Consider the following 17,517-nt stretch of genomic DNA (forward strand, 5'->3'; position numbering starts at 1 on the left):
CCTGCCTCGGCGAGAATTGGGCGGGTGAACGATGCCCATGCCGGCGCGGCGTGAGCACGGGGCCCAATGCCGGCTTCGTCGTGGCTGCTTCCCGTCCGCAGCCGCTCTCGCCGAGGAATCCAGGATGTCGAGGGCCGCAGCACCCGGAGCAGTCATTCCGCGCAGGGTTGTTGACCATTGGCGCATGCCGCGAGCACCAGATTGCGGAAGTCTCGCGGCGGCATGCCGTAGGTCGCCCGGAACAGCCGGCTGAAGTGGGCCGGGTTGGTGAAGCCCCAGCGTTCGGCGACGGCCTGGATCGGGTGGGCGCTCGCGCGAGGGTCGGCCAGATCGAGGCGGCAACGCTCCAGACGGCGCCGGCGTATCCAGGCCGCCGGTGACGTGTCCTCCTCCGCGAGAAGCTGCTGGAGATGACGCAGAGAGATGTGGTGAGCATCCGCGACCGCCCGAGGCGTGAGATCCGGGTCGACCAGGCGCCGTTCCACGAACGCGACGACCCGGGCCCGCAGGGCCGTCCTTCGAGCCTGCGGGCTCAGCATCTCCTCCGACTCCACGCGGCGCGCCAACACGGATGCCAAAAGATCCAGGGTGACCGAGGCCAGAGTGGGGACATCGGCCGGCGTCAACTCGTCGGCGCGCGCGTTCAAATCGGACAACCAACGAGCGAACACCCCGCCCATGCCGCTGCGCCCGCTGATCGGGACGGCGAGCACGCGCTGGACCGTCTTCGCGGGTAACGGCAACAATTCCCGCGGGCACTGCACGGTCATGTGTGACCATCTGCCGGAATCGGCGTGGACCTCGCCCCGGAAGGGGCGGCCGCTGTGCATCACCAAGAGGTCGCCGGTACGCAGTGCCGTGTCGTGCTTGCCCGCGGAGACGACCCCGTGTCCACCGAGAAAGTAGTTGATCTGATACACGTCGGGGTCGGACTGCCGGATCAGCTGCGGTGTCCGGGCGATCTCCAGGTGCGAGTAGGCGAGTGCGGCCACCCCCAGTTCCGCCAGGTCCAAGGCGCGCATCCCGGCGCGGAAGTCGTTGCGGTCCTTGCTGTGCAGCCGATTGCGCATGTGCGACCGTTCCGCCGTGTCCTCCCACAACGCGAACCTGTCCGGCGCTGCCACGACGTCCGTGCTGAACTCCGTCACCAACATTCCCAGCCTCCGATAGCGGACTCCCCGGCGCGACCGGGCATAGACCGGCTCATGTCCCGAACACCGGGTCGCCGTTCGACGATTCGCGAGCAACCGGTGGTGCTCTGTGGGGGTTTTCTGCGCCAGGGACGCGGGACACGATGTCTTGTGCCTCGCGCCTGGGTGAAGTCTCCCGAGTCGACACCGACGGCGACGAAGGCTTTCGGCCCGGACCGAATGTCGCTGGTCGGACGGCCGTCCGGAAATGGGAGGGGCGGGTGGTTCCGGACCCGGTGCATCGATACCGAAGCATTCAGGGCTCAACCCACCCCAGGTGCGAATCCAGGCGGAGACCGACCGGTTTCCTTGCCGGGGGATCGCCGCCGCAGTGGCGGAGGAACGACCGAAAGTGGTTCTTGTGGCTTCGAACGCGCGGCGGTGAGACTCGTCCGAGCCGATGGCCGCAGAACGGGGAAGCGATGTTACGTATCCATTTCACCGCCGCCGATCTGACGCGGACCCGTGTGGTGGACGGCTGGGGCCCTCTGGGCGAGACGATGCTCAGCCTGACGACGCTGAGCCGGGGCAACGCCCATGCCCTGCTCGGCGGTTGGCGAACCCGGGTGCGGGGCGAGTCCGCCGGGGCCGTGCACCCGTTCGCCACCCTGTTCGACAGTCAGGCGCTCGACCTGTTCACCGTGACCGGAGCCACGCCCCACCTCGAAGAGGGACTGGAGGCGTTGTCGGCGGCCGAACCGGACCACCTGCACACGGAACTGGCGTACGGGGAGAAGATCCGAGCCCTGCACACCGGCCGTCCCGACCGCGGGCCCGGCGCGGGCATGGGGGACTTCGCCCACGACCGGTCCAGGCGAAGGGACCTGATGCGATTCCTCAGGAACCATCACCGCATCGCGATCGCCCCCCACTGGTCGCGCCTCCACCCGCGATTCCTGGCCGAACAGGCCGACCGCGCTCGCGCACTGGCGACACACGGGGTCGAGGCCATGCTCGCCGGACTGCCCCCGGGATTCCGCTGGCGGCCCCCGTACCTGGAAGTCGGACGCGGCCCGGTGACGCGGGACGTCGTCCTGGGCGGGCGAGGACTGCAACTGGTGCCCTCCGTGTTCGCGCAATATCCCCTGGCCTACGAGTTCGGCGGCGACGAGGGGGAACAGACCGTCGTGTTCCTCCCGGTCATGCGCACCGCGGCCGACGCCGCGCAGCTTCTCGCCGATCCGCAAACCACACGAAACCCCAACGCGCTCGCGGCCCTTCTCGGCCGTACACGCGCCCGAACCCTGGAGGCCGTCGGCGACGGGCACTGCACGACCGGACAACTCGCGCAACGTCTGACCATGTCCGCGGCCACCGCCAGCGAACACGCCACGATCCTGCGCGAGAGCGGCCTCATCACCACAACCCGCCACGGCGGCACCGTCCTCCACGCACTCACCCCCCTGGGCACGGCACTGCTGAACGGAGCACCGCACCAATTTCACACGCCTCGCTCCGCAACCCCAGCGATCCCCGAGCCGGCCGCCTCGCCCGCCGTTCACGGGTAACCACCGAGGCACTCAACGGCCGCCGGGAAGGATCGGACGTGCGGATGATGCCCCGTCCGCACACCATGGCCGAGGAGCCGATGTCGCCGGTCCGGGGCCGTTTCGTGCCGGCAGCGGACGTCCGGGTCGGGGCTGCGGGGGTTTGCGAACACCCCTGCGGCGAGAGGCGGGTGCCTGGTCGAGGAGCGGCGCGAGCGGGTGCACGACCCCGGCCGAGCACAACCGCCCGGACCGTCGACCCTCGCCAGTCCCGGGCAACTTCGCGGGTGGGTTCGGCTGGATCGAGGCTCTGACCGGTCCGCCGATCCGCACCGAGATCGTCCGGGCCCTCACCCGCGACACTCGCGCGACCACCACCATCCGACACCGTGCGGCGCCCGTACGTGCGAGGACGTGACGGTGGCCCCGCTGCTCGCCGCCGCCCTCGTCGCCGCCTTGGCGGCGTAGTCACCACAGCGAATGTTGGACACAGATTGTAAATCTGGAATCAGTGTCTATATGTTGGTGAAGGTCAAATCCCGAGTTCATCGTCTTCCGCACAGACCGGTCGCCGGCGGCCTCTGCCCGGCGCCACCGGCGATCGTCCAGGCGAAGCGGACCAGGCGGACGTACGCGAAGTCGTCCGGCAGCCCCAACGGCCGTCCTCCTCCGTGGATGACCGCGGCACGCCATCCCGGACCACCGCCCCGGACCACCGCCCCCGACCCGGAAGGACAAAGCCATGACAACGAGTGACATGTCCGCCGCGACCGCCCCGTTTCTCTACGACCGTTCAGGCAACCGCTACGACGTCACCGACCCACGCTGGCGTGGTGACGATGGCACCCCACTGGCGCTCAGCACCCTCCGCGGCATGACTCCCGACCGGATCGTCACCTCGGAGCGGTCGCTGTGGCGCTACCAGGCGGCGATCCCCGTCGATCCGAAGCACCGTGTCAGCCTTGGCGAAGGCTGTACCCCGATGGTGCCGTTGACCTGGGACAGTCGGCGGGTGCACTTCAAGCTCGAGTGGTTCAACCCGACCATGAGCTTCAAGGACCGCGGGGTGTCGGTGATGATTTCGCACCTGGTCGGCCAGGGCGCGAGCCGCGTGCTCGAGGACAGCTCCGGAAACGGCGGCGCCTCCGTCGCGGCCTACAGCGCGGCCGCCGGTATCCGGGCCAAGATCATCGTGCCCGAATCGACCTCGGCCGCGAAGATCGTGCAATCTCGTGCCCACGGAGCGCAGATCGAACTCGTCGGCGGCACTCGCGAGCAGGTGTCGAACGAGGCGATCCGCCAGTCCGAGCGGATCACGTACGCGAGCCACAACTGGCACCCGTTCTTTCTGCAGGGCATCAAGACGATCGCCTACGAGATCTGGGAGGACCTCGGGTTCGCCGCTCCCGACAACGTCGTCCTCGTCGCCGGCGCCGGAAGCAACATCCTCGGCTGTGACATCGCGTTCGGCGAACTGCTCGACGCAGGTCAGATCGAGCACCGCCCTCGGCTGCTCGTCGGGCAGCCCGAACACTGGGCCACCATCGCGGACGCGGTCAACGCTCCGGCCCCGACCACCCGCCGCGAGCGAATGCCCACCATCGCGGAGGGTGCCTCGATCGCCGACCCGCCCCGCTCACCCGAGGCTGTTCAGGCGATCCGTCGGTCCGGCGGCGCGGCCGTCGCGGTTTCCGAGGAAGCGATCCGAGCGGCGGTTCGCAAGCTCGCGTCTCGCGGCCTGTATGCCGAGCCCACCAGCTGCGTCGCCGTCGCGGCGCTGGATCACTTCATCGCCGACGGCACCATCGGTGCCGACGAGAGCACCGTGGTGGTTCTCACCGGCGCCGGCGCCAAATCGTCCGAGAAGATGGCTTCCGTCTTCGATCAAGACACGCACCGATAGCGACGACAGCCGCCGGGCGGGAGAAGAGAGGGGAGTGTCCAGGTGGGTGCCACCGACGGCGATCAGGACACGAACGAGAACCACGGCAGGGCCGGCGACGGAGCCACCGCCGCGGACGACGAGCACCTGCTCGCCGAGGCGGAGAAGATCGCGGTCGCGGTCGGACGGATGTTCCCCGGACTGTGCGAGGTGGTGCTCCATGACCTGCGCAAGCCACGGCAAGCCATCCGGATCATCGAGAACAACCTGTCCGGCCGGAAGGTGGGCGACTCGGCCACCGAACTCGGTCTGCGCCGGATCGCCGACCCGAACTACCCGAGCGTGATCCAGAACTATCCCAATCGGTTCCCGGACGGACGGCCGGTCAAGAGCACCTCCATCGGCATCAAGAACAGCAAAGGCGTCTACGTCGCGGCGCTGTGCCTCAACCTCGACGTCTCGGCGTTGTCACCGTTGACTCTCACCCTCGCGAACCTCGTCGCGACCGGGATCGAGCACCGCGGCGAGGCACTGGAGACTCTGCGCGACCGCGCCGCACGCGAGCTTCGCGAGGTCATCGAGACGTTCGCCGCGAACCGGTCCACCACCCCGCGGAGCCTGCCTCGGGACGCGAAACGCGAACTCGTCAGGCAGTTGCACATGGACGGCTTCTTCGACGTCGTCGGTTCGGCACAGGCCATCGCCGACCTCCTCGGCGTCTCCCGGGCCACCGTCTACAACTACGCCAAGTGACGGCCGAGGGCGCATGGCCCCGGCACCACGCCACAAATCCGCTCGGCACGCATCGCGCGGACCGCCCCGGAATCCCGACCGATGCCACTCGCCGCGCTCCGGGAGTCCGGCCGGCGGCAGGGCGAGCGCGCGGCGATCACCGTCGCCAGGACACGGCGTCGCCGGGTCGTCCAGATCGCGCGCCGTGTGGCGATGTGGCGTGTGCCCGCCGCATGATGCACCTTCGCGAGTATCCGATGTAAGGGCACATTCATGGCCGCCAGGTCCGCAGGTCGCAAGTCCCCTCGTGTGCGAGGGAACCGTGGAATCCGTCGCTCGTTGGTACAGGCCGCGGTCGCGGTCGTACTGGCGGGGGCGGGGGTGGCCGGGTGCTCGAGCGGGGGCGGCGGTGGGGGCGGAGAGCCGGAAGGCGGTCGTGCGGCGGCGCCGGCGGGCGCGTCCGCGATGCCGTCCAGGGCGCCGGAGGTGCCGTCGGTACCGCGCAATGTCGTACCCGTGTGGGCGACGCCGGCGGAGGGCAAGTCGATAGGGGAGTACAAGCCGGACGACTTCGACCCGAACAAGAACAAGAACAGCGACGTGCCGCGCGACAAGGCGTTGGGCACCTGGGCGTCCGGGTCGACGCTGTTCGTCGTCCGGGGCACCGCCGTGACGATGCTGGACATCGCGACGGGGCGGGAGATCGGCAGGGTCACGCCGCCGGCGCCGGGCCTGAAGCCGTGCGCGATGACCGAGGGTGTCAACAAGGACGGCGTCGGTGGGATCGCGTGGACCGTGTACGACGACGGCACCGGCACGGGCGTGTGCAAACAACTGTCGTTCGTGGACACCCGGAAAGGCGGGACGGTCCTGCGGACCGTCGAGTTCGCGGGCAAGAAGCGCAAGGACGGCAGCCCCTGGCACTGGTACTCGGCGTCCATCGGATTCGTCGGCGACGACCTGGTCGCGGTGATGACGCCCACGTCGGTGATCGCCTTCCGGGTCGGTGACGGCACGACGGCGTGGACATGGGAGAACCGGTCCAAGGACCCGTCGGTGTTCCCGGACACGAGGCTGATCGCGCCGGTCCACAACACCGCGATGAAGACCGGGCCCGACCTGGTCGCGGTCATCAGCGACTCGAACCAGCGGGGTTCGGGGCACGATCCGGAACTCGTCACGCTCGATGCGGCCGGGCGGCAGATCGGCGCGCAACCGACGCCCGTCGACGGCCCGTCCGAGGACGCCGACGCGGAGATCGTGGCTCTGCAGCCGTTGACGCTGCTCTTCCCGCGGACCCTCGGGGACGACTTCGCGCCGCAGATCGTCCGCTTCGACCGCGACGGCACCCGGATCGGCGCCTTCTCCCTCGAAAGCCCGCAGGGACCGGTCGATTCCCTGGGTGCGCGGACTCTCCACGATCACAAGACGTCCCCGTTTCAGGTCGTGGGGAATACGCTGTACGCGGTAACCGCGAAGGACCTCGACACCCGCGTCGGCGGACCGGGTGTCGTCGCGTTCGACCTGACCTCCGGCAGGCTGTTGTGGAACGTCCCGGGTACCGACTGGGACCGCCCGATCCTGGTGCGTTCCGACGACAAGGGCGTGCTCGTGCTCACCCCGTCGCTACAGGGCATCATGCTCGGCTCCTACGCCGCCGCCGACGGCCGGATGACGACGGTCAGCGAAGCGCCGCGGGCGGAACCCCGGAAGGGCATCCAGGCCGACTCGATCGTCGACCTCGTCGAGGGCCGGATACTGGTCACCGGCATCAGTCCCATCGGCTTCGGCACACAGGCGTTCGCCGCCGGCTGATCGAGCGGCCGGGCTCCGACCGGGTCGTGCGCCGACCGACCCGGCGGACGTCATGGGACGCGCCCGCATTCCGGCATACGCGGGGCCCGGCATCGCCGTGGTTCTCATGTCTCCGGCATCGCCGCCGAACGCGACGCCCATGACGTACTTGCCAAGAATCGACTGTGCGCCCGAACTCCTGTGCCTCGTCGATCCGTTCCACCACACTTGGCGCCTTGCGACGAGAGTCGGCGGATGATCCGCCCCGCACCACGTCCTGTCGAGGCGGACACAGCCCATCCGATGGAAAGGGAAGCAAGTGACCACGAGCCACGAGTGGAACGACCACACGATCGTGCGCATCGACGCGGAGGACGACCGCGTCCGGACCGCCGACGGATTCGGGTACGACGCGTACCTGCGAGAGAACCTGCCCGAGTTGGACTACGCGGTCGACGACGTGGGCGAGTTCGTCGCCTGGGCGTGGCGCGTGGCGACCGAGCCGATCATGGAGCCGGGGTACGTCCGGCTCCGCCCCGACATCGCGCAGATCCGGATCGAGGTCGACTACGAGGACGGCGGACCGATCGCCGTGGCCGTGCTGCCGATCCGTCACCAGGCGCTGGCCCGCAAGCCCCGCGCCGGAGACTGGGCCGTCGACGTGCACGACGCCGGAGCCGGGCCGTATCGGGCGGTCGGCGAACCGAGCCGCACGAGCCCGGTGGTGGTGGCGACCGCGACCGTCGTCGTCCCCGCGGGCGGCTGGGACCTGCCCAGGCTGCCCCGAAAAGAGGATCCCGATGTGTACAGCCGGGCCCGTGAGGCGATCGACGCCCTGGTTCGAGGCATCAACACCGACCTGGCCCCGCTGATCGCCGACCTGTACGCCCCCTGACGGCGAACACCCACCACGCCACTCCTGCGCGGATCGAACCGCGTCCCACCGCGTCCGGGCCGGCGATCGTAGCGCCGGACCGGTGCGGGCGCCCTCCGGGCGGAGACGATCCCTGGTCCGATCGGCCGACCGTGCGGCCTTCTCGGGGAGTACGTCGGGCCGTGGGCCGCCGCCTAGTGTTGAGCCGTGCGCTCCTTCATCACACCGCCCCTCGTCCGCGACCGATACCTGTGTGCCCATCTCGTGCTGGTGCTCGTCGGGATCGGCTGGTTGGCCCTGGGCCAGTCCGGCGCACGACCGTCGGCGGTCGACTGGAGCCTGGGACTGGTGGGGTTGGCGGCGAGCCCGGGCGGTCGGGCCAGGCCGCTCGCGGTGACGCTCGCCCAATCGCTGCTCCTGGTCCTCGCCGAGATCGTCGGGGACTCGCCCCCGATCACCGCGAAGGTGCTCGTCGCGGTCGCCCTGTTCGAATTGGCCGCGTGTCGGCGCCGCGACCGCGACGTCGTGGTGGGCACGGTGGTGGTGGGCCTCGTCTACGCGGTGATCCTCTTGGAACGGCCGCATGCCGACGTCGCGGGCTCGCTGTACCGGTTGGCCGTGATCGTCGGAGCGCCGCTGATGCTCGGCGTGTACGTGCACTCCACGCGCCGGCTGCTGTACGAGACCCGGGAACACGCGGCCGAGGCGGAACGCCGCCGCGAACTCGCGGATCAGGCCATCCGTACCGCCGAACGAACCGCGATCTCACGCGAGATCCACGACCTCGTGGCGCACCACGTGGCCTCGATCGTGCTGCGCGTGGGGGTCGCCCGGCACGTGATCCCGGCCGGCGACGCCGCCGTGCGCGAAGTGCTGGACGACGTACACGAGACGGCGACCGAGGCGATGGACGATCTGCGGCAACTGGTGCGGCTCCTGCGCGACTGCGGCCCGGACGCCTCCACCGAGAACCGGTCGATGGCCCCCGAGGAACTGCTCCCGGCACTGCACGAGGCCATCGAGCGCGGCCGACCCGCGGGCGCCCGGATGCGGGTCGAGGTGGATCCGAGCGTGCGCGAGGTCGACCCACTGCGGGCGTTGGCCCTACTGCGCGTGGTCCAGGAGGGGCTGGCCAACGTGGCTCGGCACGGCGGGTCGGCCCCGACGGTCCGAGTCGTCGTCGGCCCCGACCCCACGGGGGCGACCCGCGTCGAGATCGGGAACCACGGCGGAGCGACACCGACCAGGCCCCGGGACGGCGCATCGCGCGCGGATCAGGGACTGGGCCTCGTCGGACTGCGCGAGCGGATGACGCTGCTCGGCGGCACCTTGCGCGCCGGCCCCGACCCCGGACCCGATCCGACGACCGGGAAGGGCTGGCTACTCGTGGCCACCTTGCCGGCCGCCGGCGCCGGCCGCTCCTCGGCCGCCACGGTCGGCGCGGGAGCGGCCCGATGATCCGGCTTCTGATCGTCGACGATCAACGACTCGTCCGCGCGGGCCTGCGCATGCTGTGCGCGCCGGCCGACGACCTCGAGGTGGTCGCGGAGGCCGGCAACGGCCAGGAGGCGACCCGACTCGCCGCGAGCCTGCGCCCCGACGTCGTATTGATGGACCTGCACATGCCCGGCATGGACGGCACCGAAGCCACCCGCCGGATCCTGGCCGAACGCCCGACGATCAAGGTGGTGGTGCTCACCACGTTCGACGACGACGATCACCTCTATCCCGCGCTGACCGCCGGTGCCTGCGGCTTCCTGGCCAAGGACGTCGCTCCCGACGAACTCCTCGACGCCATCCGCCGTGCCGCGGTCGGGAATTCACCCTTCAGCCCCGCGACGTTGCGCCGCGTGGTCGCCCGGGCCGTCGCGGCCGAGACCACGTCGAGGCCGCACGGCCCACGGGACGCGCGTGAGCCGGCCGAGGGGAGGCGGCTGACCAAACGCGAGATCGAGGTACTCACCCTGGTGGGCCACGGCCTCTCCAACCTCGAGATCGCCGACCGCCTGCACGTGGGCGTGACGACGGTCAAGTCCCACCTGGCCACGATGATGAGCAAGACCGGCACGAACAACCGCGTACGCCTGGCCGTCCTGGCCGCTCGCATGGGTTTGCTCGCCCACTGACACCAACCACGACGCGGGTGCGGGCGCCGGTGCGGGGACAATGCCTCGAAGTGGCCTGCCGCGTAGGGTTTTTGGGGCACGGTGTGCTTGGCCTCGCACGCGGGCACATCGACGGTACGAAGCCGAATCCGGCGCGTCCGCTCGTTCGCGGCTCGATACGGGACCGGTTTCCACCCCACGTTGTGATCACTCGCATCCCGTCGTGGCGGTAGGGTCACGACGCATGACCGCAGAATCACCGGCGCAGACTGTGCAACGCCTGTTTCCCCTGCTCGCCGAGGGGAGGAGCGCCGAGGCCGCGGCGTTGTTCGCCGATTCGGTGTCGTTTTCGATCCCGCACCCGCCGGGTATTCCGTGGGTGCCGGTGGTCGACTCGGCGGACGGCATGCGGACGTTCTTCGAGTTGCTCCAAACCCACATACAGCCCAAGGAGTTCGACCTGCACCAGGTGATCGCGGAGGGCGACGACGTGATTCTCGTCGGGCGCATGGTCTCCGAGGTCAAGAAGACCGGCCGGGACATCGATACCGCGTTCGCCCTGCACACAACGGTCCGGGACGGCCGGATCACCCGCTACCACCTCTACGAGGACACCTACGCCGTCGCCAGGGCCTACTTCGACTCCTGACAACAACTGTCGCGTCCCCGCCACCCCGTGCGAGCGGGTCACGGACGCGAGCCGCGGGGGACCAGCCGGCTTCGCTGACCCGGGGCCGGTCCCCGGCTCGATGGCCGGCGGTGCATACCGCGTGCGCGGAAACCGATCGTCGGCGGCGACGCTACACGCGCTCCCTCCGTCCGGTTCAACAACACGTGTGGGTGCGGGAGACCGAGCACACCGTGCCGCAGGTCTGGGCAGCGACGTCGATCTCGGTCAGTCCGCGCTCGGTCGCCGACCCTCCGACGTAGCGGGAGCCGGCCGGGTTCGGCAGACCCCGGGGCGCTTCGGCACCCGTGCGCCAAGCGTCGATGATCTCGCCGACGGGGATCTCGTTCGATGTCGTGCGCATGGCGACACCTCTCATCCGATCCGAAACACTGCGGAGACCACACCATAACGCCATGGAACGGTGAAAACACCTCGGCTGAGCGGGAGTTGACGGCCACCGTCGTCTCGACGCCCGGGCACGTTCCCAACGCGGGAGGAAACAGGGCGACGTCGCGCGCGGAGTCGTGAGTCGTTTCGGCGCGGCCGAGCACGTGCTGCGCGTCGTGGGGTACGCGCCCGGCCCGGTCGGTTCGGACAGGTGCGGCCGCGCATGGTGCCGAACAATATCCAACCCTCCGACCGGCCCACGCCGGCACGACCTGCTGTCCGGCCGCCCACCGCGACTCCAGGCGCGCCGGCGCACCAGCGCCGAACCCGGAACTCCGCCGACCACCTTGAGTACGCCCGTTACCCACAGCACCGCCAGGAAGCCCGGATTCCGGTCCCGTGCCTGCTCGATCAGCGAGGGCGCGAGCGTGGACGAAACCCCGGCCGAGCCGCCCATCGCCCAATAGAAGCTGGGAACAGCGAAGGCGAAACCCCACACCGCCGCCGCGAGACCCGGCCACCTCCCGAGACGGTCGAGCGGATCGGAACGTACATCGGACGGGTGCATGTCGGGATTCTTCCAAATCCGTTCCCGACGACGGCGGCGCGAGTCGGACCCGCCATCGACGAACACGAGAACGCGCACACCACTCGCGGCCGTGGTTGGGCGCGACCCTGCGCACCTTGCGTCCGGACCGCCGACGTGGCCGATGTCGCTCTGGGCCTACGACTTGGCGCCCCATGCCAACGACACGGGGCCGGCAGCGCGACACGATGGGGATGTCGACGCGGCTCGTCGACAAGACAGCCGGTCGTGAAGTTCAAGCTCTATCCATATTCGGGCTCGGGTGAAACAGGTATTCGTCGCTTCGAGCGCGGACCCACCGTGACACGACCCCGGCCCGTCGCACACCAGCCGGAAGAAGCGGGACGGAAACGCGATCCGGACGATGCCTTGGCCGGTCGGGAGTCCTCGACGCGGCGCAGGGCCCTTGAAGGCGATGAAGTCCATGGCGACATTACGAGTTGACAACAAGGAGAAACGATGTCGATGAGGAAGAGTCGAGTGACGGGCGCTCTGGGAGCGGTCGTCCTGGCTGTCGGGGTGTTGCCGGCAACCGCGCACGCGGCCCAGGGAGCCGAGTCCCATAGTGCGGTGTCGTGCAAGCAGAACCACCCCTACACGTTTTCCGTGCCCGGTGGTCCCGGCTCTTCCTCGGTGTACCTGAACGTCGGGGGCGGCAGCCGCAAGGGAGCCAAGGTCATCACGTGGCCGTGGGCCGGCGGTCAAGGCAACGAAAAATGGTGCCTGACGCCCGGGCCCAGGGGATACGCCTACAACCTGCGCCCCTGGGACAACCGGAACCTGTGCCTGGACGTCCCCGCGGGGAAGTACAGGGAGGGCCAGGAACTGATCGTATGGACCTGCAACAACGGGAAGAACCAGGACTTCTATGTCCAGCCCGTGTCCACGGACGGCGGCACCTACCACTACACAGTCCTGGGTCCGTGGGAGGCGTCGCACCTCAAGATCCACCGAGGACAGTACGGCCAGGGCAGCCCGGTTTCACTGTGGAAGCACCTGAACATGAACGCCCAATGGCACTGACGTAGCCCACGCCCACCGGTCGGGGACTCCTTCGACGTTCCTGCCCTCTCCCGGGCACTTCGTTCGCGTCCCATGGCTTCACTGCGGACGGCACCCGGACCGTCACCACCACCGAAAACCGGACCGCCTGCCCGCCCGCTGATGTCCGACGTAGACACGGCGATGCCCGCCGGCTCCCCGATGGACGCCGCCATGTGTGCGAACGGTGCGCCGAAGATCGACTGGGGACGAGGCCACCTCGAGGGCGTTGGTGGGTGCCCGGTCCTCGGCCCGGGGACTGTTGTTCCGTCGCCTCGGCGCGAACACGCCGCCGCGCCCGTGGAGCCCGTCCCGGCGCGCCGCCCGCCACGCCGGACCCGAGGGCCGACCCGGAAGCCGTCCCCGCTGCGTGGCCGGGCGAACCCGGAAGCCCCGAGCCCTCCCCGGGCCTCGGGGCTTCGGGTCGTCGGGGCGTGGCTACTCGCCCTCGCGGGCCGCCGCCGCTCGCATGGTCGCGTAGAACGCCTCGCCCTCCGGCGTGAGTTCGATGTACTCCTCGAACGCGCCGTGGCCGATCACGTCCTCGACCATGACGATGCGGGCACCGCGAGGCGTGACGCTGTGGAAGACCGGGGGACGACCTCGATCGATCAGGTCCCGGACGGTGGCGTCGAAGTCGGTGGTGCCGAAGCCGAAGTGGTGCAGTCCGGGGCCGCGTTCGGCGAGTGCCTCCGAGAAGACGGTCGTCGATCCCGGCAGGGGTTCGACGAGTTCGATCATCAGCCCGTCGGCGTAACCCAGCGCGATGCGAGCGCCCAGAGGGGTCGGGACGCCCCGGTGGACCGTGCCGTCGGGGGCGTCCGTCGGCTCCGGCCCGAGGAACCATGGTCCCGCGCCGAGGCATGTGCCGAAATCGACCATGGCCGTGGGCAGATCGTCGACGACGAAGCAGATCTGCAGGAGTCGGGTCGCCCCGGCGAGCCGCGGAACCGGAATCGCGGTCGGGATCATGGCCTGTGCTCCGTCCTTTTCACCGGTCGCCATGGGGATTCGATCCCCTACTCGAAGTAGCGACGCGGATTGTCGACCAGGATCGCCTCGAGTTGCCTGTCGGTGACGCCGCGACGGCGCAGCTCGGGGATCACGTCGTCGCTGATGTGCCGGTAATTCCACTGTGGCAGCAGCGTGTTCTTGGCGTCCGCGTCCCAGAAGTCGATGAAACACGACGCGTCGTGCGAGATCACGATGTGGTCGAGGTAGCCGCGCTCGATCAGTGCGACGACGGTGCCGACACGTTCGTCGAAGGACAGGAAGCCGTTCAGGCCGAACCGGTCCAGGCCCAGCAGTGATCCCTCGTCCGCGAGGCGCGTGAGGTAGTCCAGGTCGGCGGTGTCCCCGGCGTGGCCGATGATCACCTTCGTCAGGTCCACTCCCTCCTCGCGCAACACTCGCTGCGCGATCGTGCCGGTCTGCTCGGCGGCGTTGGTGTGCACGGTGATCGGGGCGCCGGTTTCCCTGGCGGCGCGCGCGACCGCGCGCATGGCGCGCTCGACGCCGGGGGTCAGCCCCGGTTGATCGATCGCGCACTTCAGGAAGGCCGCGCGCACTCCGGTGTCGGCGATGCCTTCGGTGAGGTCGGAGACGAACAGCTCGGTGAGCGGCTCGGGTTCGTCGAACAACAGCCCGGGACCCCGGTAGTGGAACTGCATGGGGATGTCGTTGAAGGTGTACAGCCCCGTGGCCACCACGATGTCGAGCTCGACTCGACGGGCGATCTCCCGGATGCGCGGTATGTAGCGTCCCAGCCCCAGGACGGTCGGGTCGAGGATCGTGTCGATGCCACGGGATTTCAGGTCGGTCAGGTCGGAGACCGCCTGATCGAGCATTCGCGCCTCGTCCCAGTCGGGTCGGTAGTTGAGCCGGTGCTCCTCGCCGAGCACGAAGACGTGCTCGTGTACGAGGGTGCGGCCGAGGTCGGCGCTGTCGATCGCGCCTCGTGCCGTGGGAATCGACGTCATCGAGTGTCCGCCTTGTCCGTGAAGTGACGAGGCCCAGGACCATGTCAGATAGTGAAGTCGATGTCAATAAATGAAATCGATGGTGGCGAGGGTCTTGCCTGGGTCTCCGACAGGGCTTAGGTTCACCATCTGAAATGAGCTTCAGATAGTGAAACGGAGGAGCCATGGGACGTTCCGTGGCCGATGTCATCGCCGGGGCCCTCGCCAGACACGGGGTCTCGACCATCTACGGGCAGAGCAACCCGACGGCACTGCTGCTGGCGGCGGAGCGGATCGGCATCCGTCAGATCCTGTACCGCACGGAGAACGCCGCGGGTGTGATGGCCGACGGCTACTCCCGCATCTCCCGCCGGATCGGCGTGGTCGCGGCGCAGAACGGTCCCGCGGCCACGCTCCTGGTCGCGCCCATGGCGGAGGCGCTCAAGGCGTCCGTCCCGATGCTCGTTCTCGTCCAGGAGGTGCCCTCGGCCGCTCGCGATCGCAACGCCTTCCAGGAACTGGACCACACCGCCCTGTTCGCCGGCGTCTCCAAGTGGACGCGGCGCGTGGACGACCCGGGTCGCGCCGAGGATTACGTCGACCTCGCGATCACGGCCGCCACCGGGGGACGTCCCGGACCGGTGGTACTTCTGTTGCCGAGGGACGTGCTCGACCTCCCCGCCGAGGCGAGCCGGTTCCCGCGATCGGCGACGCTCGGCACCTTTCCGCTGGATCGGCCGCGCCCGGCGGCCTCGGCCGTCCGCGAGGCGGCCCGATGGCTCGCCTCGGCCCGCTCGCCCGTCGTCATCGCCGGCGGGGGCGTGCACGTGTCGGGCGCCGTGGCGGAACTGGTCGCCCTCCAGGAACTGGCGCGGCTGCCGGTGGCGACCACGAACATGGGCAAGGGCGCGGTCGACGAGACGGCGCCGCTGTCCCTCGGCGTCGCGGCCAACATCACCGGCCGCAACGGACCGGCGCACTTCCATCTGCCGTTGATCGCGGAAGCGGACGTCGTCCTGCTCGTCGGTACGCGCACGAACGAGAACGGCACCGACGCGTGGACCCTCACCTCGCCCACGGCGCGCTACATCCACATCGACGTCGATCCCGGCGAGATCGGACGCAACTACGAGGCACTGCGCCTGCTGGGCGACGCGCGTGCGGCGCTCAGCGATCTGGTCGAGGAACTCGAGCGCCTGGACCTGGGCCGGCGTACATCGGCCTCGGCCGACCTGATCGCCACGATCGCGGCCGGGCGGCGGGCGCACCACACGCGCAGGGACTCCCTCGTGTCCCGCACCGACACGCCGATCGCACCCGAGCGGGTGCTCGGGACCATCGACCGGCTCATCGGACCCGACGACATCGTGGTGGCCGATGCCAGTTACGCGTCGATCTGGGCCACCGGATACCTGACCGCCCGCAAGGCGGGGCAATGCTTCCTCGTCCCCCGGGGGATGGCCGGCCTCGGCTGGGGGCTGCCGCTGGCACTGGGCGCGAAGGAGGCCGCACCGGCGTCACGGGTGATCGCCATCGTCGGTGACGGCGGCTTCGCCCACGTGTGGTCGGAACTCGAGACGGCCGTGCGGGAAGACCTTCCGGTGGTCGTGGTGATCCTCGACAATTCGATTCTCGGATATCAGCGGCACGCCGAGAACCACTTCTTCGGCACCACGACCACGGCGATCGAATTCGCGCCCGTCGATCACGCGGCCGTGGCCGAGGCGAGCGGCGCCCGGGGCATCACCGTCAAAGACCCCGAACAGTTGGAGGAGGAGCTGCGCACGGCCCTGGAATCGGGCACCACCACCGTGCTCGACGTGATCGTGGACCCCGACTCCTACGCTCCGGTGCGGGCCTGGGACGCCCGCGCGGACCGGCTGAACCGCCCATCGGCGCGGGCCTGAGACCGTGATCGCCTGTGATACTTTCCGACCGTGAATCCCGCTGCGAGGACGCCGAAGCAACCCACCCTCCAGACGGTCGATCGTGCACTCACCTTTCTGGAATACGTCGCCGAGGCTCCCGAACCGCCGACGGTCCAGCAGGTGTCGGAGGCGCTGGGACTGAACATCACCACCTGCTACCACCTCCTGCGCACACTCGTCGCTCGCGGATACATCGCGCGCCACGAAAACCTGACGCTCACGCTGGGGGACGGCGTGGGGGCCCTGTTCCGTTCGTATCAGCAGCGATTCGACGTCGACGACAATCTGCGGAAGTCGGTCGATCGGCTGGCGGCACAAACCGCCGAGACCTCGTATTTCTCGGCGCTCGAGGGAAATCGGGTGATCCTCAGGATCCTCGCCGAGGGTTCGCAGCCGCTGCGGGTCAGCGGATTGTTCGTCGGTCAATCCGGCAACGAACACCTGCGCTCGTCGGGGAAGGCGGTGCTGGCCCATCTCGACGAGGACCGCCGCACCGCGCTGCTGGGGAACATCGTCGACGGCCGTTCCGAAGCCGAAGCCGGCTCCCTGCTCGACAAACTCGCACGCGATCTGGAGACCACGCGCGAGCGCGGCTGGTCCCTGGACGAACAGGACTCCGACATCGGTATCTCCAGCGTTGGCGCGCCGGTCTTCGACGCCCGCCACGACGTGTACGGCGCCGTGGGAATCGTCGTGCCCACCACGCGTATGGACAGGCACCGGCAGCGTTATGTCGAGTGTGTGACGACCACCGCCGCGGCGATGACCGCGTTCCTGGGTGCCGCCGGCGTGCGCTGAAAGCAAATTCCCGCCGTACGTTCACCTTTCATGTTCCTCGCCATGGTCGATCGACCATGGATACCGACGCGCCATTCAGGGCGCG

15 protein-coding genes and 1 pseudogene are annotated in these 17,517 nt (G+C 69.3%); 11 read left to right on the forward strand and 5 right to left on the reverse strand.

The features are described from left to right. Window positions 1-152: 152 nt before the first annotated feature. Entirely contained in the window at window positions 153-1,154 is a 1,002-nt protein-coding gene (locus tag ACFRCG_RS17505; RefSeq protein ID WP_380032407.1) for a helix-turn-helix domain-containing protein, read from the reverse strand. Window positions 1,155-1,612: 458 nt separating this feature from the next. Here ACFRCG_RS17505 and ACFRCG_RS17510 point away from each other — a divergent pair, with 458 nt between their 5' ends. From ACFRCG_RS17510 to ACFRCG_RS17545, 8 genes are all read left to right on the forward strand, one after another. Then, a complete protein-coding gene (locus ACFRCG_RS17510) occupies window positions 1,613-2,698 on the forward strand; it encodes an ArsR family transcriptional regulator (protein WP_380032409.1) in 1,086 nt (361 codons plus the stop codon). A gap of 721 nt (window positions 2,699-3,419) precedes the next feature. Continuing rightward, entirely contained in the window at window positions 3,420-4,580 is a 1,161-nt protein-coding gene (locus tag ACFRCG_RS17515; RefSeq protein ID WP_380032411.1) for a pyridoxal-phosphate dependent enzyme, read from the forward strand. A 126-nt stretch (window positions 4,581-4,706) separates the two neighbouring features. After that, window positions 4,707-5,312, forward strand: a complete 606-nt coding sequence (locus ACFRCG_RS17520) for a transcriptional regulator (protein ID WP_380032478.1) — start codon at window positions 4,707-4,709, stop codon at window positions 5,310-5,312. Window positions 5,313-5,756: 444 nt separating this feature from the next. Further along, on the forward strand, window positions 5,757-7,106 hold the full coding sequence (locus tag ACFRCG_RS17525; RefSeq protein ID WP_380032413.1) for a hypothetical protein: 1,350 nt from the start codon (window positions 5,757-5,759) through the stop codon (window positions 7,104-7,106). Window positions 7,107-7,404: 298 nt separating this feature from the next. Next, on the forward strand, window positions 7,405-7,980 hold the full coding sequence (locus ACFRCG_RS17530; protein WP_380032415.1) for a hypothetical protein: 576 nt from the start codon (window positions 7,405-7,407) through the stop codon (window positions 7,978-7,980). A 186-nt stretch (window positions 7,981-8,166) separates the two neighbouring features. Beyond that, entirely contained in the window at window positions 8,167-9,417 is a 1,251-nt protein-coding gene (locus tag ACFRCG_RS17535) for a sensor histidine kinase (protein ID WP_380032416.1), read from the forward strand. Then, on the forward strand, window positions 9,414-10,085 hold the full coding sequence (locus ACFRCG_RS17540) for a response regulator (protein ID WP_380032417.1): 672 nt from the start codon (window positions 9,414-9,416) through the stop codon (window positions 10,083-10,085). The genes ACFRCG_RS17535 and ACFRCG_RS17540 overlap by 4 nt, the downstream gene beginning before the upstream one ends. 223 nt (window positions 10,086-10,308) lie before the next feature. Further along, window positions 10,309-10,713 carry a nuclear transport factor 2 family protein gene (locus ACFRCG_RS17545; protein ID WP_380032419.1) on the forward strand — a complete coding sequence of 135 codons (405 nt, stop codon included), beginning with the start codon at window positions 10,309-10,311 and terminating at the stop codon, window positions 10,711-10,713. 175 nt (window positions 10,714-10,888) lie between these two features. Here ACFRCG_RS17545 and ACFRCG_RS17550 read toward each other — a convergent pair whose 3' ends face one another. Then, window positions 10,889-11,095 carry a DUF6229 family protein gene (locus ACFRCG_RS17550; protein ID WP_380032480.1) on the reverse strand — a complete coding sequence of 69 codons (207 nt, stop codon included), beginning with the start codon at window positions 11,093-11,095 and terminating at the stop codon, window positions 10,889-10,891. Between the two features lie 333 nt (window positions 11,096-11,428). Continuing rightward, a pseudogene (locus ACFRCG_RS17555) lies at window positions 11,429-11,689 on the reverse strand (DUF3995 domain-containing protein); the annotation flags it as partial. A gap of 483 nt (window positions 11,690-12,172) precedes the next feature. Here ACFRCG_RS17555 and ACFRCG_RS17560 point away from each other — a divergent pair. Next, complete coding sequence (locus ACFRCG_RS17560) at window positions 12,173-12,730, forward strand: RICIN domain-containing protein (protein ID WP_380032421.1); 558 nt, start codon at window positions 12,173-12,175, stop codon at window positions 12,728-12,730. A 456-nt stretch (window positions 12,731-13,186) separates the two neighbouring features. Here ACFRCG_RS17560 and ACFRCG_RS17565 read toward each other — a convergent pair whose 3' ends face one another. Next, a complete protein-coding gene (locus tag ACFRCG_RS17565) occupies window positions 13,187-13,753 on the reverse strand; it encodes a VOC family protein (RefSeq protein WP_380032423.1) in 567 nt (188 codons plus the stop codon). A 14-nt stretch (window positions 13,754-13,767) separates the two neighbouring features. Beyond that, window positions 13,768-14,727 (reverse strand): phosphotriesterase, encoded by a 960-nt coding sequence (locus ACFRCG_RS17570; RefSeq protein WP_380032425.1) that lies wholly within the window; start codon window positions 14,725-14,727, stop codon window positions 13,768-13,770. 164 nt (window positions 14,728-14,891) lie between these two features. Here ACFRCG_RS17570 and ACFRCG_RS17575 point away from each other — a divergent pair, with 164 nt between their 5' ends. After that, the gene (locus tag ACFRCG_RS17575) at window positions 14,892-16,613 is read left to right on the forward strand and encodes an acetolactate synthase catalytic subunit (RefSeq protein ID WP_380032426.1); all 1,722 of its coding nucleotides are present in this window, start codon (window positions 14,892-14,894) and stop codon (window positions 16,611-16,613) included. Between the two features lie 30 nt (window positions 16,614-16,643). Then, entirely contained in the window at window positions 16,644-17,432 is a 789-nt protein-coding gene (locus ACFRCG_RS17580; RefSeq protein ID WP_380032428.1) for an IclR family transcriptional regulator, read from the forward strand. Window positions 17,433-17,517: the final 85 nt, after the last annotated feature.

Origin of the sequence: Embleya sp. NPDC056575 (assembly GCF_042793325.1) — a bacterium.
In the GTDB taxonomy this organism is placed as follows: domain Bacteria; phylum Actinomycetota; class Actinomycetes; order Streptomycetales; family Streptomycetaceae; genus Embleya.